12 protein-coding genes are annotated in these 14,843 nt (G+C 48.9%); 10 read left to right on the top strand and 2 right to left on the bottom strand.

Translation table 11 applies throughout. The features are described from left to right. Window positions 1-707 precede the first annotated feature (707 nt). The 3 genes from PKX57_RS03810 to PKX57_RS03800 are packed head-to-tail and all read left to right on the top strand — an operon-like array spanning window position 708 to window position 2,622. Complete coding sequence (locus tag PKX57_RS03810; RefSeq protein ID WP_470745549.1) at window positions 708-1,199, top strand: zinc-ribbon domain-containing protein; 492 nt, start codon at window positions 708-710, stop codon at window positions 1,197-1,199. Between the two features lie 39 nt (window positions 1,200-1,238). Further along, a complete protein-coding gene (gene nagA, locus PKX57_RS03805) occupies window positions 1,239-2,342 on the top strand; it encodes an N-acetylglucosamine-6-phosphate deacetylase (RefSeq protein ID WP_213923137.1) in 1,104 nt (367 codons plus the stop codon). 10 nt (window positions 2,343-2,352) lie between these two features. Next, on the top strand, window positions 2,353-2,622 hold the full coding sequence (locus PKX57_RS03800; RefSeq protein WP_213923138.1) for a CPF_0552 family protein: 270 nt from the start codon (window positions 2,353-2,355) through the stop codon (window positions 2,620-2,622). A 120-nt stretch (window positions 2,623-2,742) separates the two neighbouring features. Here the strand turns inward: PKX57_RS03800 and PKX57_RS03795 are convergent, their stop codons facing one another. Then, the gene (locus PKX57_RS03795; protein WP_470745550.1) at window positions 2,743-4,359 is read right to left on the bottom strand and encodes an arylsulfatase; all 1,617 of its coding nucleotides are present in this window, start codon (window positions 4,357-4,359) and stop codon (window positions 2,743-2,745) included. A gap of 500 nt (window positions 4,360-4,859) precedes the next feature. On the opposite strand from PKX57_RS03795, the gene PKX57_RS03790 reads away from it, so the two are divergent. The 7 genes from PKX57_RS03790 to PKX57_RS03760 all read left to right on the top strand — a co-directional run bounded on the left by PKX57_RS03790 (window position 4,860) and on the right by PKX57_RS03760 (window position 12,088). Continuing rightward, window positions 4,860-6,101: an ABC transporter substrate-binding protein gene (locus tag PKX57_RS03790; protein ID WP_472416075.1), complete on the top strand. Its 1,242-nt coding sequence runs from the start codon at window positions 4,860-4,862 to the stop codon at window positions 6,099-6,101. A gap of 133 nt (window positions 6,102-6,234) precedes the next feature. Next, window positions 6,235-7,041 (top strand): carbohydrate ABC transporter permease, encoded by an 807-nt coding sequence (locus PKX57_RS03785; RefSeq protein WP_472412145.1) that lies wholly within the window; start codon window positions 6,235-6,237, stop codon window positions 7,039-7,041. Further along, entirely contained in the window at window positions 7,038-7,874 is an 837-nt protein-coding gene (locus tag PKX57_RS03780; protein WP_169698662.1) for a carbohydrate ABC transporter permease, read from the top strand. Before PKX57_RS03785 ends, PKX57_RS03780 begins: the two co-directional genes overlap by 4 nt. 3 nt (window positions 7,875-7,877) lie before the next feature. Further along, entirely contained in the window at window positions 7,878-8,846 is a 969-nt protein-coding gene (locus PKX57_RS03775; protein WP_213923143.1) for a sugar-binding domain-containing protein, read from the top strand. A gap of 16 nt (window positions 8,847-8,862) precedes the next feature. Then, on the top strand, window positions 8,863-9,786 hold the full coding sequence (locus PKX57_RS03770) for a 1-phosphofructokinase family hexose kinase (protein ID WP_470745551.1): 924 nt from the start codon (window positions 8,863-8,865) through the stop codon (window positions 9,784-9,786). Next, on the top strand, window positions 9,783-11,240 hold the full coding sequence (locus PKX57_RS03765) for an FGGY-family carbohydrate kinase (protein WP_472416073.1): 1,458 nt from the start codon (window positions 9,783-9,785) through the stop codon (window positions 11,238-11,240). The genes PKX57_RS03770 and PKX57_RS03765 overlap by 4 nt, the downstream gene beginning before the upstream one ends. Window positions 11,241-11,242: 2 nt before the next feature. Then, window positions 11,243-12,088, top strand: coding sequence for a class II fructose-bisphosphate aldolase (locus tag PKX57_RS03760; RefSeq protein ID WP_472416071.1), 846 nt, complete (start codon window positions 11,243-11,245; stop codon window positions 12,086-12,088). Between the two features lie 358 nt (window positions 12,089-12,446). Here the strand turns inward: PKX57_RS03760 and PKX57_RS03755 are convergent, their stop codons facing one another. Next, window positions 12,447-14,162: a lipocalin-like domain-containing protein gene (locus tag PKX57_RS03755; RefSeq protein ID WP_472416069.1), complete on the bottom strand. Its 1,716-nt coding sequence runs from the start codon at window positions 14,160-14,162 to the stop codon at window positions 12,447-12,449. Between the last annotated feature and the right edge of the window lie 681 nt (window positions 14,163-14,843).

The following is a 14,843-nucleotide window of genomic DNA, read 5'->3' as shown; positions in this document are numbered from 1 at the left end:
AACAAGAGAGAGAAGAAAGTGCACTACCATGAAATGGATCGTTATGTAGAAATCGCGAAAGAAGATTCTTTAAGGGCAAGAATGATGAACATCAGATGAGAAAGAGCTAAAAGGAGGAGAAGGATCATGTCTAAGAGAGAGAAGAAGAGTTTCAGAGCAATTGACAAGTTGATCGAGAGCGAAAAGGACAGCGCGTTGAGCAACCTGATGATCAATCCGAGATTCTGAGAAGAGAACACAAATAAAAGGAGGAGAAAATATGAGAAAGAGAAGTTTGAAGGATATCGACAGAATGGTTTTTAAGGTAAGAGAAAGTGCGTACAGCAGTCTGATGGTAAGCCCCAGGTTCTGATATTACTGAAAGGGAGGTGTACTCGATGATAAGAAGAATAAGAAATTTGGCAGACGTGGACATGATGATCGAGAAAGTGAAGATCGATGCGATTAAGAGATACATGTCCTCGCCTCACAGCTGATTAGAAGGCGAGGCGTGTGAATTGAAAAAATCAAACAGGAGCGTTATTAGATAAACGAAGACCCTTTTTCCATAACTTTCTAGAGGGTCTTCTTTTTTTGGAGACATTGTGGAAAGATATGGATATACTGGTACAGAGGACGGCCTCTAGAGGCCGGTGTTTTGTCTGTACCGTTTTCGATATTTCATGAAAGGAGTTCGGGATATGTCTGTTAGCGGAAAAAACAGTAGCATGAGAAGTATTTTGAGGGTTGCAGGCCCACTCCTTATTTTTATAGGTGTGGTCATCCTTATAATTGCCATGGTAGATTTCTTCAGCGCTTTCGGCTCGTTCGGGCAGCCGAATAAGTTCTACCTCTTCTTCCTGGCGATCCCTTTTATCTTTCTGGGAGCTATCGCGACCAGTTACGGTTTCATGGGAGCCGTGGCAAGGTACAAAGCCAACGAGCTTGCGCCGGTGGCTAAAGACACTATTAACTATATGGCCGAAGGAACAAAGGATGGTGTCAAGACTATCGCAAGATCTATAAAGGAAGGGATTTCCGGGTCCGAAGAGTCAAAGGTCGTATGTCAAAAATGCGGAACCGGGAACGCTCCGGATTCGAGATTCTGCAAAAACTGCGGCGCAACTCTGAGAAAAGACAAGAAATGCCCCGATTGTGGCGAGCAGAACGATTCTGATGCCAGATTCTGCGACAACTGCGGTTTTAAATTCCCCGTTTGAATGTGATAATTGATTGAGCAGGAAAGGGGGAATTTCCAGATGGAGTTGAAAAACGTTCTTGTCGTCGATCCGGTTGACGGAGAATATACTGCCAATGTAAGAATTTCTGGCAACAAGATAGAGTCCGTTGACAGAACTCACGGCAATCCCAGGTTGATAATGATGCCGGGGTTCGTTGACACCCATTCGCACGGCGCGGCCGGAGTCAACAGTATGAAGATGGATCATATCGGCCTCGAGAAATGGGAGGAGTTTCTCTATCCTCACGGGGTCACGTTTCTTCTTCCGAGTACGGTCTCGGCTTTAAAGAAAGATATGTTGAGAGTGGCTAATCTCGTTTCCTCCTACATGGAAGAGAAGGCCAGAACGTCTATCAGGGGAGTGCACTACGAGGGACCGTATATAAACGTCAAGAAGAAGGGCGCTCAGAATCCCGAAACTATAAGACCGGCAACACCGAAAGAGTTGAGAGAGATCCTCACAGACGACGTGATTCTGGTAACCATGGCTCCGGAGATAGACGGTTTCTTCGAGGCGCTGGCGGAGATGAAGATGCAGGACGTAGTCGTTTCGATGGGTCACACCGATGCTACCTTTGCCCAGATAAATAAAGCTTTCGAGGCCGGTTGCGACAGGATGACGCACTTCCCCAACGGCATGAACACACTCCACCACAGAGAGGTGGGCTGCGTCGGCGCCGGCCTAATGCTCCCGCTCAAGCTCGAGATGATTGTCGACGGATTTCACACCGCGCCGGAGTTCGTAAGGCTGGTCTATGTTATCAGGGGGACCGACAATATAATCCTCGTTACCGATTCTATAGACGCGACGGGGCTGGAAGACGGCATCTACGACCTCGGCGGGTTGAGAGTGACCGTGAATGAAGGGAAAGCGACCCTCGATGACGGAACGATAGCCGGCAGTACGCTCGTTCTCGATCAGGCCGTCCGCAATTTCCGAAAGTGGACCGGGTGTTCGCTGGTTGAATTGGCCAGAGTTTCTTCTTACAACGCTCTGACCAACCTCGGAGTCAGAAACAGAGGGAGAATAAAGGAAGGCTATCTCGCGGATCTCGTTATAATGGATAGTGAACTGAACGTAGTTGAGACGATTCTGGCAGGCAAGTCAGTATATAAATCGTGAGGGGTGCGCGATGAAATTCAACGAGAAAACTATAATGGCTATCATGGTTGACAACAGGAAAGAAGAGGCCGTACAGGTTCAGAAAGTACTGACAGGATGGGGCTGTCTTATCAAGACACGCCTGGGCATACACGACGGCGTTCTCGATAGCTGCTCCAATTATGGGCTCATCATTCTCGAGCTGGTGGGTGAAAGGGAGAAACACGAAGAGCTGATGAATAAGCTCAACGTTCTTCCAGGCGTGCAGGCCAAGTATTTGAGCCTCGAGCTGGAGGAATAGGGGCGGAAGAGCATTTAAAAGGTACACCTTCGGCTGAATACCCCCGGTGTACCTTTTTATTCTTTTCTCTATCTAGAATTTCGTGGATTACCGTGCTTTGCAAAGTGTCTTTCCGGTTTTTCAGCGAACCAGCCCCAGGAATACCTCCACTGCAGGCGGGTATTGCTTCAGTGTAGCGAAGTGTTTGTGTATAGCCGCCAGGAAGAGATCGGTGTACACCAGCTTTCTTATGGAGACGTTATGTTCTTCTTTGGGATCGAGATAAAGATTGTACATGTGGTAGTAGGCGAACATGTCGAGACTGCCTGTGAACCCGCCGGGGTTTACCGAGCCGGGTTCATCGTCGGCTTCGGCAAGTGTCATGTACTTGTATTCCGCCATCCTCACGGCTGAGAAGTAGTTCATCAGCCAGTAGTAGATGTACTTTCTGTTCGAGAGCCCATCCTTCGCGAGCAGGAAGGAGGTCTGGTCGATCCCGTCGATATATCTGTCGGTGGGCATTAGATCTTGCGCCCCGGCCAGCGTCAGAGAGGTGTTGAATATGTCAGCAAGATCGAACAGTCCGTCGGAGACGCGCCCGGGCTCTATCATTCCTTTCCAGTACAGTATTCCAGGAACCCTTACGCCACCCTCCCAGGTAGTTCCCTTGGCCCCTCTGAAGGGTGAGTAAGCGCTGTCTGGCCAGGCTTCCATTTCCGGCCCGTTGTCGGAAGCGATGAATATCAGAGTATTTTCCAGCTGACCGGTTTCTTCTAGAGCCTTGACGAGACGGCCGAGTATATCGTCCAGTTCTACAATTGTGTCCTTGTAGCGCTGTTTAGCCGGCGATTTTCCTAGGTACTCTTCGGGAGGATAATTATCGAAGTGCGCGCCCCTGGTACCGTGGTACAGGAAGAAAGGCTGGTCGCTGTCGGCCATCTCTTTTATGAAGTTGACCGAGAAATCCGCCCAGTTCTGATCCAGGTAAGTGAGCACGTCAATATCTATCTCGGCTATTCGCTCGAGTTCGCCGTTCTTCGATGCCTGCACCCAGTATTTCTCGAAGGCAAAATCTCGCATCATCTGGGTGCGCCCTTCGCTCAGGGCGATTTCGGGATAGAAATCGATATCGCGCCACTCCGTGTACATGTCCGAGACGCTCAGAAAGCCGGTGAAATGATCGAAACCGACGTTTTGGGGCTGTGATGCTAGATTTTCACCCAGATGCCACTTACCGACGGCCTGTGTAACGTATCCAGCTTCGCTCAGAAGTTCTGCGAGTGTTATGGAATCTCCCAATCCTCCCGGTTCGTTGTACAACGACGGTCTGAGAATTCCATGTCTCACGGGGAGTTGTCCGGTCAGCAAGGTGGCTCTGGTCGGCGAAGAAGAAGGCTGTGAATAGGCCGAAGTCAACATGAGGCCCTCTCTGGCAAGGGCATCCATGTTCGGTGTGGGTGCTCCGACCATCACACCTCCACCGTAAACTCCGAGATCGCCCCACCCGACGTCATCCATGAGGTAGATCAGAATGTTGGGCTTTTTTCCCGTTCTGCTTTCAAGCTCGGCGAGTTTGGCGAGGGCTTCTTGCATCTGTTCAGGGTGTGGAATTACTTCCTCCAGGTTTGGCGCGGGTTTAACCGTTTCTTTGGTCATAACGTCTTCGTAGTTTGCAGCCAACCCTGTGCTAAAAGTAAGGATACCACCGGTTGCACCGACGAGAAGATTTTTCAGTAGCTTCGCTTTCCCAGGATTCACAACTATCATCCCCTCTTTTGACGCCTTTTTTCAGGCGATCAAGCAGTTACAAATTATCGTGAATACTCATATAAGCCAGAATGAATCGCTTTTTATTCGATAACTACGGGGAGATAAACAGGCCGCAGGTTTTATGAAAGACGGTCAGGGATGCGGTCATGCCAATCAAGCCGACAAAAGAATATTATCACAAAGGCCGCTCCAAAGACAAAAAATGAGTCACATGATCTCCTTCCGTTTCATTATCGAATCTTTTTGGCGTATCTCCAGAAGTCTTACGCAAAACGGCTTTTCGGAAAGATACCGGAACTCCCCCTTGTCAGCGAATTAAAATCTATGAAGAATCGGGCAGCTATCTGCCTTTCTTCGACCGTCATTATCGATAATTCGTCCTGATCAGGTGCAGCGGGATTTGTTTGTAGAGAAGAGAAGGGTATAGAATTATTATGGTTACTTAAGTAAGTTACATATGTAACTTACCGAAAAAGGGAGGTTTTAGTATGCGCAGATCTTCGTTATTGGTTCTTCTTATGCTCGTCGTGCTTGCGATCGCCGGTGTATCTCAGACGATCAATATCTGGATAGGCGGACAGGTCGCGGAACTCGATGAAACCTGGGATATGATTATCGGTAAATTCGAGAAGGAGACAGGTCAAAAGGTGGAGGTGCAGCTGTTCGGGTTCGATATTTACTACGACAAACTCCTCACTGCCCTTCAAGCAGGACAGGGACCGGATCTGGCCTTTGCCGACCTTGGCGGCTGGGTTCCAACCTTCGCAGAGAAAGGCTGGCTCGAACCGATGGGAGCTCTCCTGGATTCCTGGGACGGAGTCGAACAGATATGGCCGAACCTCTGGCCGACAGTTACCTACAAAGGTGAAAGGTACGGTCTTCCGTGGTACACCGATTGCAGACTCCTCCTTTACAACCAGACTATGTTCGACGCGGCCGGACTAGATAGAAACGATCCCCCGAAGACCTGGGAGGAACTGGTTTACCAGGCCACGAAACTCACAGACGCGAGCAAGAGAGTTTACGGTTACGGCGTGAGTGGAACCAAGACGGAACACACCTCTCTCGCATTTATCATCTTTCTGTACGGCGCCGGCGGTCAGCTGCTGACGGACGATTATTCGGCGGCGGCTTTCAATACTCCCGAAGGCCTAAGAGCGCTTAAATTCTACACCGATCTCGCTCTTACCTATGGTGTTAGCCCGAACGCAATTACCTACAACGAAGACGACTATAGGAACATGATGGCGCAGAACAGGGTAGCCATGGCTATCGGTGGACCGTGGTCCTTCCCTCTTATCGAGACTGCCAATCCGGCGATAGTGAATAACTACACCGTTTCACTCCATCCTTACGGTTCCACTCCGGCCAGCGTTCTCGGTGGCTGGGCGCTAGTTATTCCATCGGCGAGCAAGAACAAAGAAAGCGCATGGGAACTGGCCAAGTATCTGACCAGCTTCGAGACCTGGATGATCTGGATCGAGGCCAAGGGCGGTCCGATGCCAACCAGAAAAGACGTTTGCTACGCTTCACCCGTGCTGCAAGATCCCAAATGGCAGGTAATTTTCGAAACTTTCCCCTTCGCTGTTTCCAGACCTCCTATTCCACAGTATCCGCAGATATCTGAACAGATCCAGATCATGATCCAGAATGTCCTGCTTGGTAAAGCAACACCAGAAGAAGCTATAAAGACAGCAGAAGCAAATGTAAATGCAATTCTTGCAAAGTGATACACTATCTTTCGGGGCGGGAGCGGTCGCCCGCCCCCTTTATAATTCTCGAAGAGGAAAGGGCTGAAGACAAATGAGTACATTGAACAGAGAAGAAAGGTCTGCTCTCAAGATGGTTTTACCGTATGTTATTTTGACCGTTTTACTCTTTGTCTTTCTGCTTGGATCGAACCTTTTCAACAGTTTTACCGATAAAAATGGAAACTTGACTCTGCAAAACTACATAGATAACTTTACCGATCCGGTGGTTGGCAGAACGCTTTTAAATACGATCGTGTGGGTTGTGGGAAGCGTTAGCGGCCAGCTCCTTCTCGGACTGTTTGTAGCGCTTTTGCTCAACGAATCCACGAAGGGGCAGATAATTTTCAGAAGCATCATACTCATACTCCCATGGGCCGTGCTCGACATAGTAGCAGGGGTCATGTGGAAGTGGATGTACAACGATATGTACGGCGTACTGAACGATGTTCTGGTTAAGATGCATATAATAAGAGACTATATACCCTGGCTCGCTACGGAGAATATGGCGATGCTCTCCGTTATTATTGCCAACATATGGAAGGGCTTCTGCCTTTCGGGCATGTTCTTCCTGGCAGGTCTTCAAACGATACCTATCGATCTATACGAAGCAGCCGAAATCGACGGGGCCAATTCCTTCAAGAGATTCTGGAAGATAACCATTCCTCAGTTGAAACCGGTTATTATGACAACTCTCATGCTGACTACAATCTGGACGATTAATTACTTCCCCCTTATCTACACCATGACCGGAGGTGGACCGGGGTACGGAACAGAGACTATCGTAACTTACATCTATAAATTGGGTTTCAAGTTCATGGAATTCAACAAAGCGGCCTCTCTTTCCAACGTGTTGTTCGTGATAATCTTCTTCATCGCCTTTCTGTTCCTCAGAAGTATTGCGAGGGAGGAAGCCAGATGACGAGGAGTCAGAAGAGAAAACTCAAAAAGACTATCACGTACATACTGTTGATACTGATCTCGGTGGTAATCGCCTTTCCTTTCTTGTGGCTGGTTCTAACTGCCTTAAAAACCTATCCGGATATCTACGCCTATCCAATAAAGTACTTCATTTTCGAACCCACGAGTGAGCATTTCGAGAAGATCTCCAGCATGAATTTCTGGTCTTACTTTAAGAACAGCGTTATCGTAGGTAGCGGAACGATGTTTTTCTCCATACTCATAGGGCTTTTTCCTGCTTACGCTTTTGCAAGATACGAGTTCAAATGGAAGAGGACGCTTCTGACAGGTGTACTTATATTCCAGATGTTCCCGCAGGTGGTCTTCCTGTTGCCGATCTTTAAAGCGCTAAACGCCACTGGGCTTATAAACACTTACACGGGCCTGATCCTGTCGTATCTGCCATTTACTACACCGATTTCGATCGTGTTCATGCGAACCTTTTTCCTTTCAATTCCAAAATCGCTCGAAGAGGCGGCCAGGATAGACGGGTGCAGCTTCGGACAGGCCTTCAGAAAGGTGATTCTACCCATAACCTTACCCGGTATCGCCGCCGTGGGTGTATATGCTTTTCTCTTTTCCTGGAGCGAATTGCTTTACTCGATGTCCATACTGACCAGTAAAGCGAAACAGACGATTCCTACCTTCCTCCAGCTTTTCGTGGGGCAGTACCAGACCAGGTGGGGACCGCTCTTCGCCGGTTCGATTCTCGCGACACTGCCACCGCTTATAATATTTATGATACTTCAAAAGTTCTTCATTGCCGGACTGGTTAGCGGCTCGGTGAAGGAGTAAAAGATGATAAGTGACGAGTTATTGTTCGAAGTTGCGAGCGATTACTATGTGAGACATATGCTCCAGAAGGACATAGCCCTCAAATACGGCGTATCTAGGGTTCAGATAAGCAAGTATCTAAAGATGGCCGAAGAGAGGGGTATAGTCCGTATCGAAGTAGAACCGCCTTCGATAAAATCCTCCGTTATAAAGGAGTACGAAGCCTTCTTCACTTCCAGATTCGGACTCAAGAGACTTTTCATAGCCCGGGGGGCGCGGAACGAGAAGACCGTGCTGAGGGCGCTCGGACGGGAAGTCGCGAAATACCTCGGGACTCTGCCGGAAAGAGAGATGAATATCGGCCTGGGATGGGGCAACACAATTTTCACGGTCGCAGAGACGGTGGAAAGACTGGATCGTCCAAGGTGGCAGATAATACCTCTGTCCGGTGGAACGGCGAGGCTGGCAGACAAAAGATTCAATATAAACCACATAGTACAGAACTTCGCCAGCAGGATATCGGCCAGAGCCGTGCCGATGTACCTCCCATTCATTCTGGAGAATGCCCGGCAACTGGAAAACACGAAGCAATCTCTGGAGTACATGAATATTCAGAAGCTCTGGGAACGCCTGGATGTGATAATCTGTAGCGTTGGCTATTCTATAGCCCGTTCTCCGCTGTTCAGAGAGAATCTTCTTGACGTGAGCTACGCCGACGAACTGGAGAAGAGAAGCGTCGTCGGGGATGTACTTACCCATTACTTCGATATAAACGGCAAGATGTTCGAGAAAAACATACTCGAGAACTGCATAAACCTCGGTTTCGAGCAGTACCTGAAGGCCGGAGAAAGAGTAATAGTCGCGGCCGGTCACCACAAGGTTGACGGCATAGTCGGGGCGCTGAGGGGAGGTTTGATCGACACTCTGATCACCGACGAATTCACGGCCAGGTTTGTCAAGGAATACGTGTTGTACGACGAAGGGGGAGAATAACATCAATACCTGTATCTTGAATCTTAATCCCTGTTACGATCACTGGGTTATTCTCAAAAAGCCGCCAAAGATTCCGAACGTTGTGAGGGGGGACGAGGTGGTTTCGCTCGTCGATGGCAAGGGCCTCAACATCGCCCGGGTTCTTTCGAGGGTTTTTAGTTTCGACGAGTATTTCTGCATAAATATTCTCGGTGGCCAGGTCGGCAAGATAATAGAGAAGGAGTGCAACGATCTGGGCATCAAGACCGATAATTTCTGGATCGAAGACAGCAATCGAATCAATACGGCCCTGGTCTATGAATACGAGAACAGAATGCTCATGATCAACGAGCCGGGTCCTGTGATGAAGATCGGAGAGGTCAGAGCCTTTATAGAGTATTTCAAAGAGAGAATCGGGTCAGGCGTGAACCTGGTTATTTCGGGGAGTGCACCGCGGGGATTTGAAAATGGAGAGATGATCGATCTGGTTATAGCGGCCCGGAACAGCGGTTGCACGCTCAAGATCGATATCGCCGGGGCGTGGCTCTCAAAAATCGTCGCACTGTCGCCGGAGCTTCTCAAAATAAACGCCGATGAACTCAAAGTGGCCTTCGGAATCGAGAAGGGCGATTTGAAGAACATGGAGGAGTTCAGGAGGGGCTCTTCGATCAAAGATTTAATAATAACCAACGGGAAGCATGGAAGCGTATGGCTTTCAGACACCGAAAAATTTCGGGCCGTTTCGACGAAGGTCTTTTCGGATTTTTCAGTCGGCTCGGGCGATTCCTTCTTCGCCGGGTTGATCTACGGCCAGGAGAGACTGGCCTCAAAGAGGGAGGCCCTGAAGATGGCGACAGCCTGCGGTGCGGCCAACACACTGCATTATGGTGCGGCCATATTTGAGCGCTCCGATGTAGAGAGGGTAATTAAAGACGTTGTAGTTTCGGACGTGGAACTATGAAGGCGTATCTGGGGATAGATACAGGCACGACGAATATGAAATGCCTGGTGCTGGGGTCGAACGGAAATATTCTCGAAGTGATGCACGAGGAGACTCCAAAAAAGAGGATTGCGGGAGCGGATTATCTCGACCTCGAGGCGACACACTCTTTTGTAGATAAATTCATATCCGGAGCATCTGGTAAATACTCACTGGGCGGTATAGCCTTCTCCAGTATAGGCGAGACGGTTGTTCCTGTGTATAAAGGGAAAGCGCTTTCAGATCCCCTTATGTGGTACGACAGCGCGACAAGGTCGATTTGGGAAAAACACAGAACGGCCGTCGATAGTTTTTCCCCTTACAGAATCACTGGCGTGGAGAACGAATACACCTTCTCCATCTACAAGATCCTCTTCCAGAGAGAAACACTGCCGCCCAACGTCGTCGAACACTGGCTTCCGGTGGCCTCTTATTTCGCTTACTCGCTCGGTGCAAGGCCGACCTGGGATATGAGCCTGGCCTGCCGTTCCTTCATGATAGACATACACAGGCGCTGCTGGAACTCTCCGCTGCTAGAGTATATCGGAGAATCTCCTGAGAGAATGGGCGAGTTGATCTATACCGGCCGACCTATAGGATTCACTCAGGACGGTGTCCCGATAGTTAGCGCCGGACACGATCACATAACCGGCCTCTTTGCGGCCAGGGTATTCGCCAGAGGAGAGGAGTTTCTCTTCGATTCTATGGGTTCGGCTTCGGTAGTTGCGGCCGTTATAAAGATCGGCGATCGAAACCTCGTCTTCGATACTCCCTTCATGTCGGGCGGGACCGTCGGGGTAGCCTTCGAAGATTCCCAATATTATATAGAAAGCAACCTACGCTATTATGGGAAACTCCTCCAGTCTTTAATGAATCTCACCGGTCTTCAGGCCAGCATAGAAAGTTATGAAAAACTGAACTCGGAGATCGAGAAGAGCAAAATCTGGAATTTTGAACCGCTCTTTCTCGTGAACGGTGACCTTAGTGTGGGGGAGGGCATGCACGGCATCACCATTCTCGAAATGCCCATTACGTTCACCCGAGAGCAGCTTATCCAGTCTGCGTATATCTATCTCGCTTCTTCCAGCAAGTTGATAGTCGATAATCTCGAGAAGATAACCGGAAAAAAGCTGCCAATTATCTGTGGCGGAGGCGGGAGTCTGAACGGCCTGCTGATGAAATACAAAGCTTCTCTTCTGGAAAGAGAGATCTTGGTTCTGCCCACGAGCGAATTGACGGCTCTTGGTGGAGCCCTCGCGGCTGCCAGCGGTGTTGGAGATGTTCAGACCGTAGATAGGTGTATAGAAAACCTGAGGCCGTTAAAGACGGAAGTCGATAATAACATCATCGCCAGACTAATGGAGATATTCAACAGGAACTCAAGCAGATACTCAACAATAGAAAGAGAAAGAAAGATAAAATTCCAGGAGGGGTAGAAATGCCACTTGCCACACTTGTAGAAGTACTTGAAGATGCACAGAAAAAAAATTACGCCGTTCCGGGTTTCAACTTCCACCTTTACGAAGATCTGACCGCGATAGTCGAGGCCGCCCGGGAAGTTCGCTCTCCTGTAATACTCATGGCGGCAGGCACCTGCATGAAGCACTGGGGGCCGACACTCGCGGCGACTTTGATCAGAGAGGTAGCTAATAAAGTCGACATTCCGGTCGTGGCCCATCTCGATCACGCCAGCAGTATGGACCTGATATTCAAGTCTATGCATGCCGGTTTCACCTCGGTCATGTACGACGGTTCGATGCTGCCGGTCGAAGAAAACATAGCCAACAGCAAAATCGTAGTAGAGGTCGCCAAAGCCTTCGGAGTCTCAGTCGAGGCAGAGCTCGGAAGGGTCGCCAAGGGCGAAGAGGGGGAGGCCGCCAGAGAAATCCTCACAGACCCGTCGGATGTCGTCATGTTCTGCGAAAGGACGGGGGTGGACGCTCTCGCCGTGGCCGTGGGGACCGTTCATGGTATGCAGAAACAGGAAGCGAAGATTCATCTGGACCTCGTGGACGCTCTCTCGAGAGTCGCTCCCGTATCGCTGGTCCTTCACGGATCGAGCGGCGTGTCGGACGAAGATCTCAGATACATCGCCAAAACGGCCTTCTCCAAAATCAACATCGGCACGAGAATCAAAACCGTCTTCACCGAAAGCATAAGAGAGACGCTCCGCGTCAGGCCGGACCTGAAGGACCAGCTCCAGCTCCTTCAGCTTTCGGCGCCGAAAATCAAGGAAACCGTTAAGGAAAAGATCAGACTGCTCGGCAGCGAAAATAGATGCTGAGAAGTTCAGCTATCAGTCGTGGAGAGAATTAAGAGCCGTCCCTGGAAAGAGCGTTGGAAGCCGTTCTTCGTCATCCGTTGTCCGTCCCAGAGCATGGACATAAAGCGCGCGCGGAGCACATCAATCTGTCATCTGAGCTTGACTCAGAATCACGTGCTCTTAACTACAACGCACAACGGCTCCTAGAGAATTCTCGCCTTCTCGTGAGCGAAGGGAACCTCTCGAATACGTTCTTTTTCATGTCTTTGAATAAGTACTGGAAGGCGAACGACCAAAGTCGCCCGCCTTCCAGTTTTGTGCATTTATTCACCTGTCGTCTGAACTTGCGTCAAATCCTCTTGTGCCCGACCATCTTTCATTACATATCAGAAACCAACTTTATCAATTTCTCCTGGTTTTCCGGCCATGCGAGGTAAATACCAATGATCAATTTGTCGAAATCCGAGATAGATGGTGACTCCAGTGCCTGCCTGATTTCTTCATTATACGGGAGTCCGGTTATGGCAAGCGCGTTTTCGGCAGTGTCGGCATACGATACCGATTCGGCAAAACCCTTTCCGATTATATTTCCCTCGGCATCCAATGCGTAAACTCCACCTTCAGAGTATTGTGGTCCGTGAGCAAAGAATCCAGATTGTCCGCCCTCAACTACTGGCTTAAGGAAGAAGTGTCTAATATTTTCGGGAACTCCCTCTCCCTCAAACCGGAACTCCCAGGAGTTTGGATACCATGTATCCGTTACCCAGTAAAGTTCTGGATAAGGCGAATTAATCGATTTCACCCATTCGGAAACGATCATAACTCCATCCTGATCCATCGTATTGCCTTCCTGATCGACGAATATGCCGGTTGTAGCCGCTGACATCACTCCCGGGGGGTTGATCCCCGTCTGGAAATAGAAAGGTGTGTTTTCAAGAGTATGCATGGCAGACATTCCGATTTCCGTTTCATTGTCAAACTGTACCATGAACCAGTCCCAACCGGAGGGTTCGGGAGCCGCCTGGGTTTTGGCCATCCTTACAAGCAGATCCCGGGGATTTCCCGCAGGGCTAAGCCCGTTCGCCCACTGATGGTCGAACCAGAATTTCCCCTCCGCCAGAGCGACTTTCTCCCCGTCGATTACCAGATAACTGTCTTCGGGAATCATTCTAAAATTCGTGATTGAATAGTACAACGTGCCAACGCCACCAACACTGGGAACGGCCCCCTGGTTTCCGTTGAGCACCACATCTTTCATCTGTTCTATCGTTATGCCTATCTCAATCTCGACTTCGTGCTCCTGGCTTTTATCCCAGCCTTTTGCCTCCAGTCTGAGAGGAGTAAAATCATCTTCCTGCAGGGAAGTGATGGAGTTGTTCCCTATCGCAAAAGTGAATGGGTTGGATTTGAACTCCAAAAGGCCTGTTGTGCCACCGACCACGATCGGTTTGCTCCGGTAATGTCTATCTCCGGCGCGGCTGATCGCGAAATGCATGTCCATTATCTGATTCTCGATATCTGTAAGACCGAAATTTCTGGCCATTTCGGGCGGAAGAAGCGAATATCGCCAGAACATAAGCTGGATACCGTACTCATTACCCTCTTCATCAACACAGTTTCCGACAAAGAAATGCCAGCCCAGCTGGAAGCCCAGCTGAGGAGCGTGATCTTTGGGGATATAGAGGTACCCGACCCGTGGAACCTCTTCATACGCCTTATTGCTGTCCAGACCAAGGAACTGTGTCAAAACATAAGCCTTGTGCGGCGAGAGGGAAGTGGCGTACTTCATGAAAGTAGTGTATTTCTGGGTATAATCAGGCGTAAAATAATCTGGATTATCCAACATCCAGGCAAGCCGGTGCTGCATGCGCTGTGTATAACTTTCGTTGTGATTTTTCACATCAAGCAAGTTGGTGAGAACCTCTTCGGAAAGCCCTTCAAACAGATAGTTGCCATCCCGGTAAAGCCATAACGACCTCATAATATTGTCGATAGTCTCGTGATCCAGGTACGCTGAGAGCTCCGTTTCTACGTTTCCAAACATGAATCCTGTAATGGTTATCAAAACACAAAGCAACAACAAAATCTTTTTCATTAGACTCTCCTCTCGGCTTTTACAAGCCACATTTGTTTTTTGAAACAATAAAAATATAGGCAGGTTGTCTCGAAAAAAGGCCTCCAAAGGATTCAACAATGATAACAGTTAAATAAAAAAATCTGAAACAAGGCCTAAATAGATACTATCACAAAAGATGTTTGAAATGACAGTATTTACAGATAGCGAATTCTTCAGTCATCACAAAACCAGTAACCTTCGGCGGTCAGTCTGCTTTCTAAGAACGGTTGTGGGTAAAAACACGATAAAGAGCGCATTCGAGAGTTCGCTTCGCTCGCTCTTGCGCTCTTTCCAAGGGTGGATCCATGCTCCTGGACGACGGACGCTGGACGTCTCTTAACGCTCTTTCCAATATGAGCCCTGGCATTCCCGCTCTTCGTGTAGGATAGTGAACCGTTCTCAAGGTCTAATTTTCATCTTTTTAACTCGAGATGCCTAATCTGATAAACAGAAGTCATTTGTTAGATGAATTTAAAAAAGTGAAGCGAATTAAGCCCACCGGCATCTAATTTGCTTAGGTAACTTCTAAACAGCTCTAATTGGGTTTTGTTTTTGCTGTTCAAAAACATATACTACACCTGTGCTGACCACAAAAAGCATCCAGAGATAGAGAAAAGATCCGGCTTCTTTTGTAAAAAGAGTATGACTGGCTAAAAAGTG

Origin of the sequence: Mesotoga sp. (assembly GCF_035363035.1) — a bacterium.
GTDB lineage: Bacteria > Thermotogota > Thermotogae > Petrotogales > Kosmotogaceae > Mesotoga.
This window is presented reverse-complemented; position numbering and strand designations above follow the sequence as displayed.

What these genes read in the sequence shown, in the direction of transcription:
- PKX57_RS03810 (WP_470745549.1), top strand. Translation starts at nt 708, where the DNA reads ATGAGAAGTATTTTGAGGGTTGCAGGCCCACTCCTTATTTTTATAGGT.
- nagA (WP_213923137.1), top strand. Translation starts at nt 1,239, where the DNA reads ATGGAGTTGAAAAACGTTCTTGTCGTCGATCCGGTTGACGGAGAATAT.
- PKX57_RS03800 (WP_213923138.1), top strand. Translation starts at nt 2,353, where the DNA reads ATGAAATTCAACGAGAAAACTATAATGGCTATCATGGTTGACAACAGG.
- PKX57_RS03790 (WP_472416075.1), top strand. Translation starts at nt 4,860, where the DNA reads ATGCGCAGATCTTCGTTATTGGTTCTTCTTATGCTCGTCGTGCTTGCG.
- PKX57_RS03780 (WP_169698662.1), top strand. Translation starts at nt 7,038, where the DNA reads ATGACGAGGAGTCAGAAGAGAAAACTCAAAAAGACTATCACGTACATA.
- PKX57_RS03775 (WP_213923143.1), top strand. Translation starts at nt 7,878, where the DNA reads ATGATAAGTGACGAGTTATTGTTCGAAGTTGCGAGCGATTACTATGTG.
- PKX57_RS03765 (WP_472416073.1), top strand. Translation starts at nt 9,783, where the DNA reads ATGAAGGCGTATCTGGGGATAGATACAGGCACGACGAATATGAAATGC.
- PKX57_RS03760 (WP_472416071.1), top strand. Translation starts at nt 11,243, where the DNA reads ATGCCACTTGCCACACTTGTAGAAGTACTTGAAGATGCACAGAAAAAA.
- PKX57_RS03755 (WP_472416069.1), bottom strand. Translation starts at nt 14,162, where the DNA reads ATGAAAAAGATTTTGTTGTTGCTTTGTGTTTTGATAACCATTACAGGA.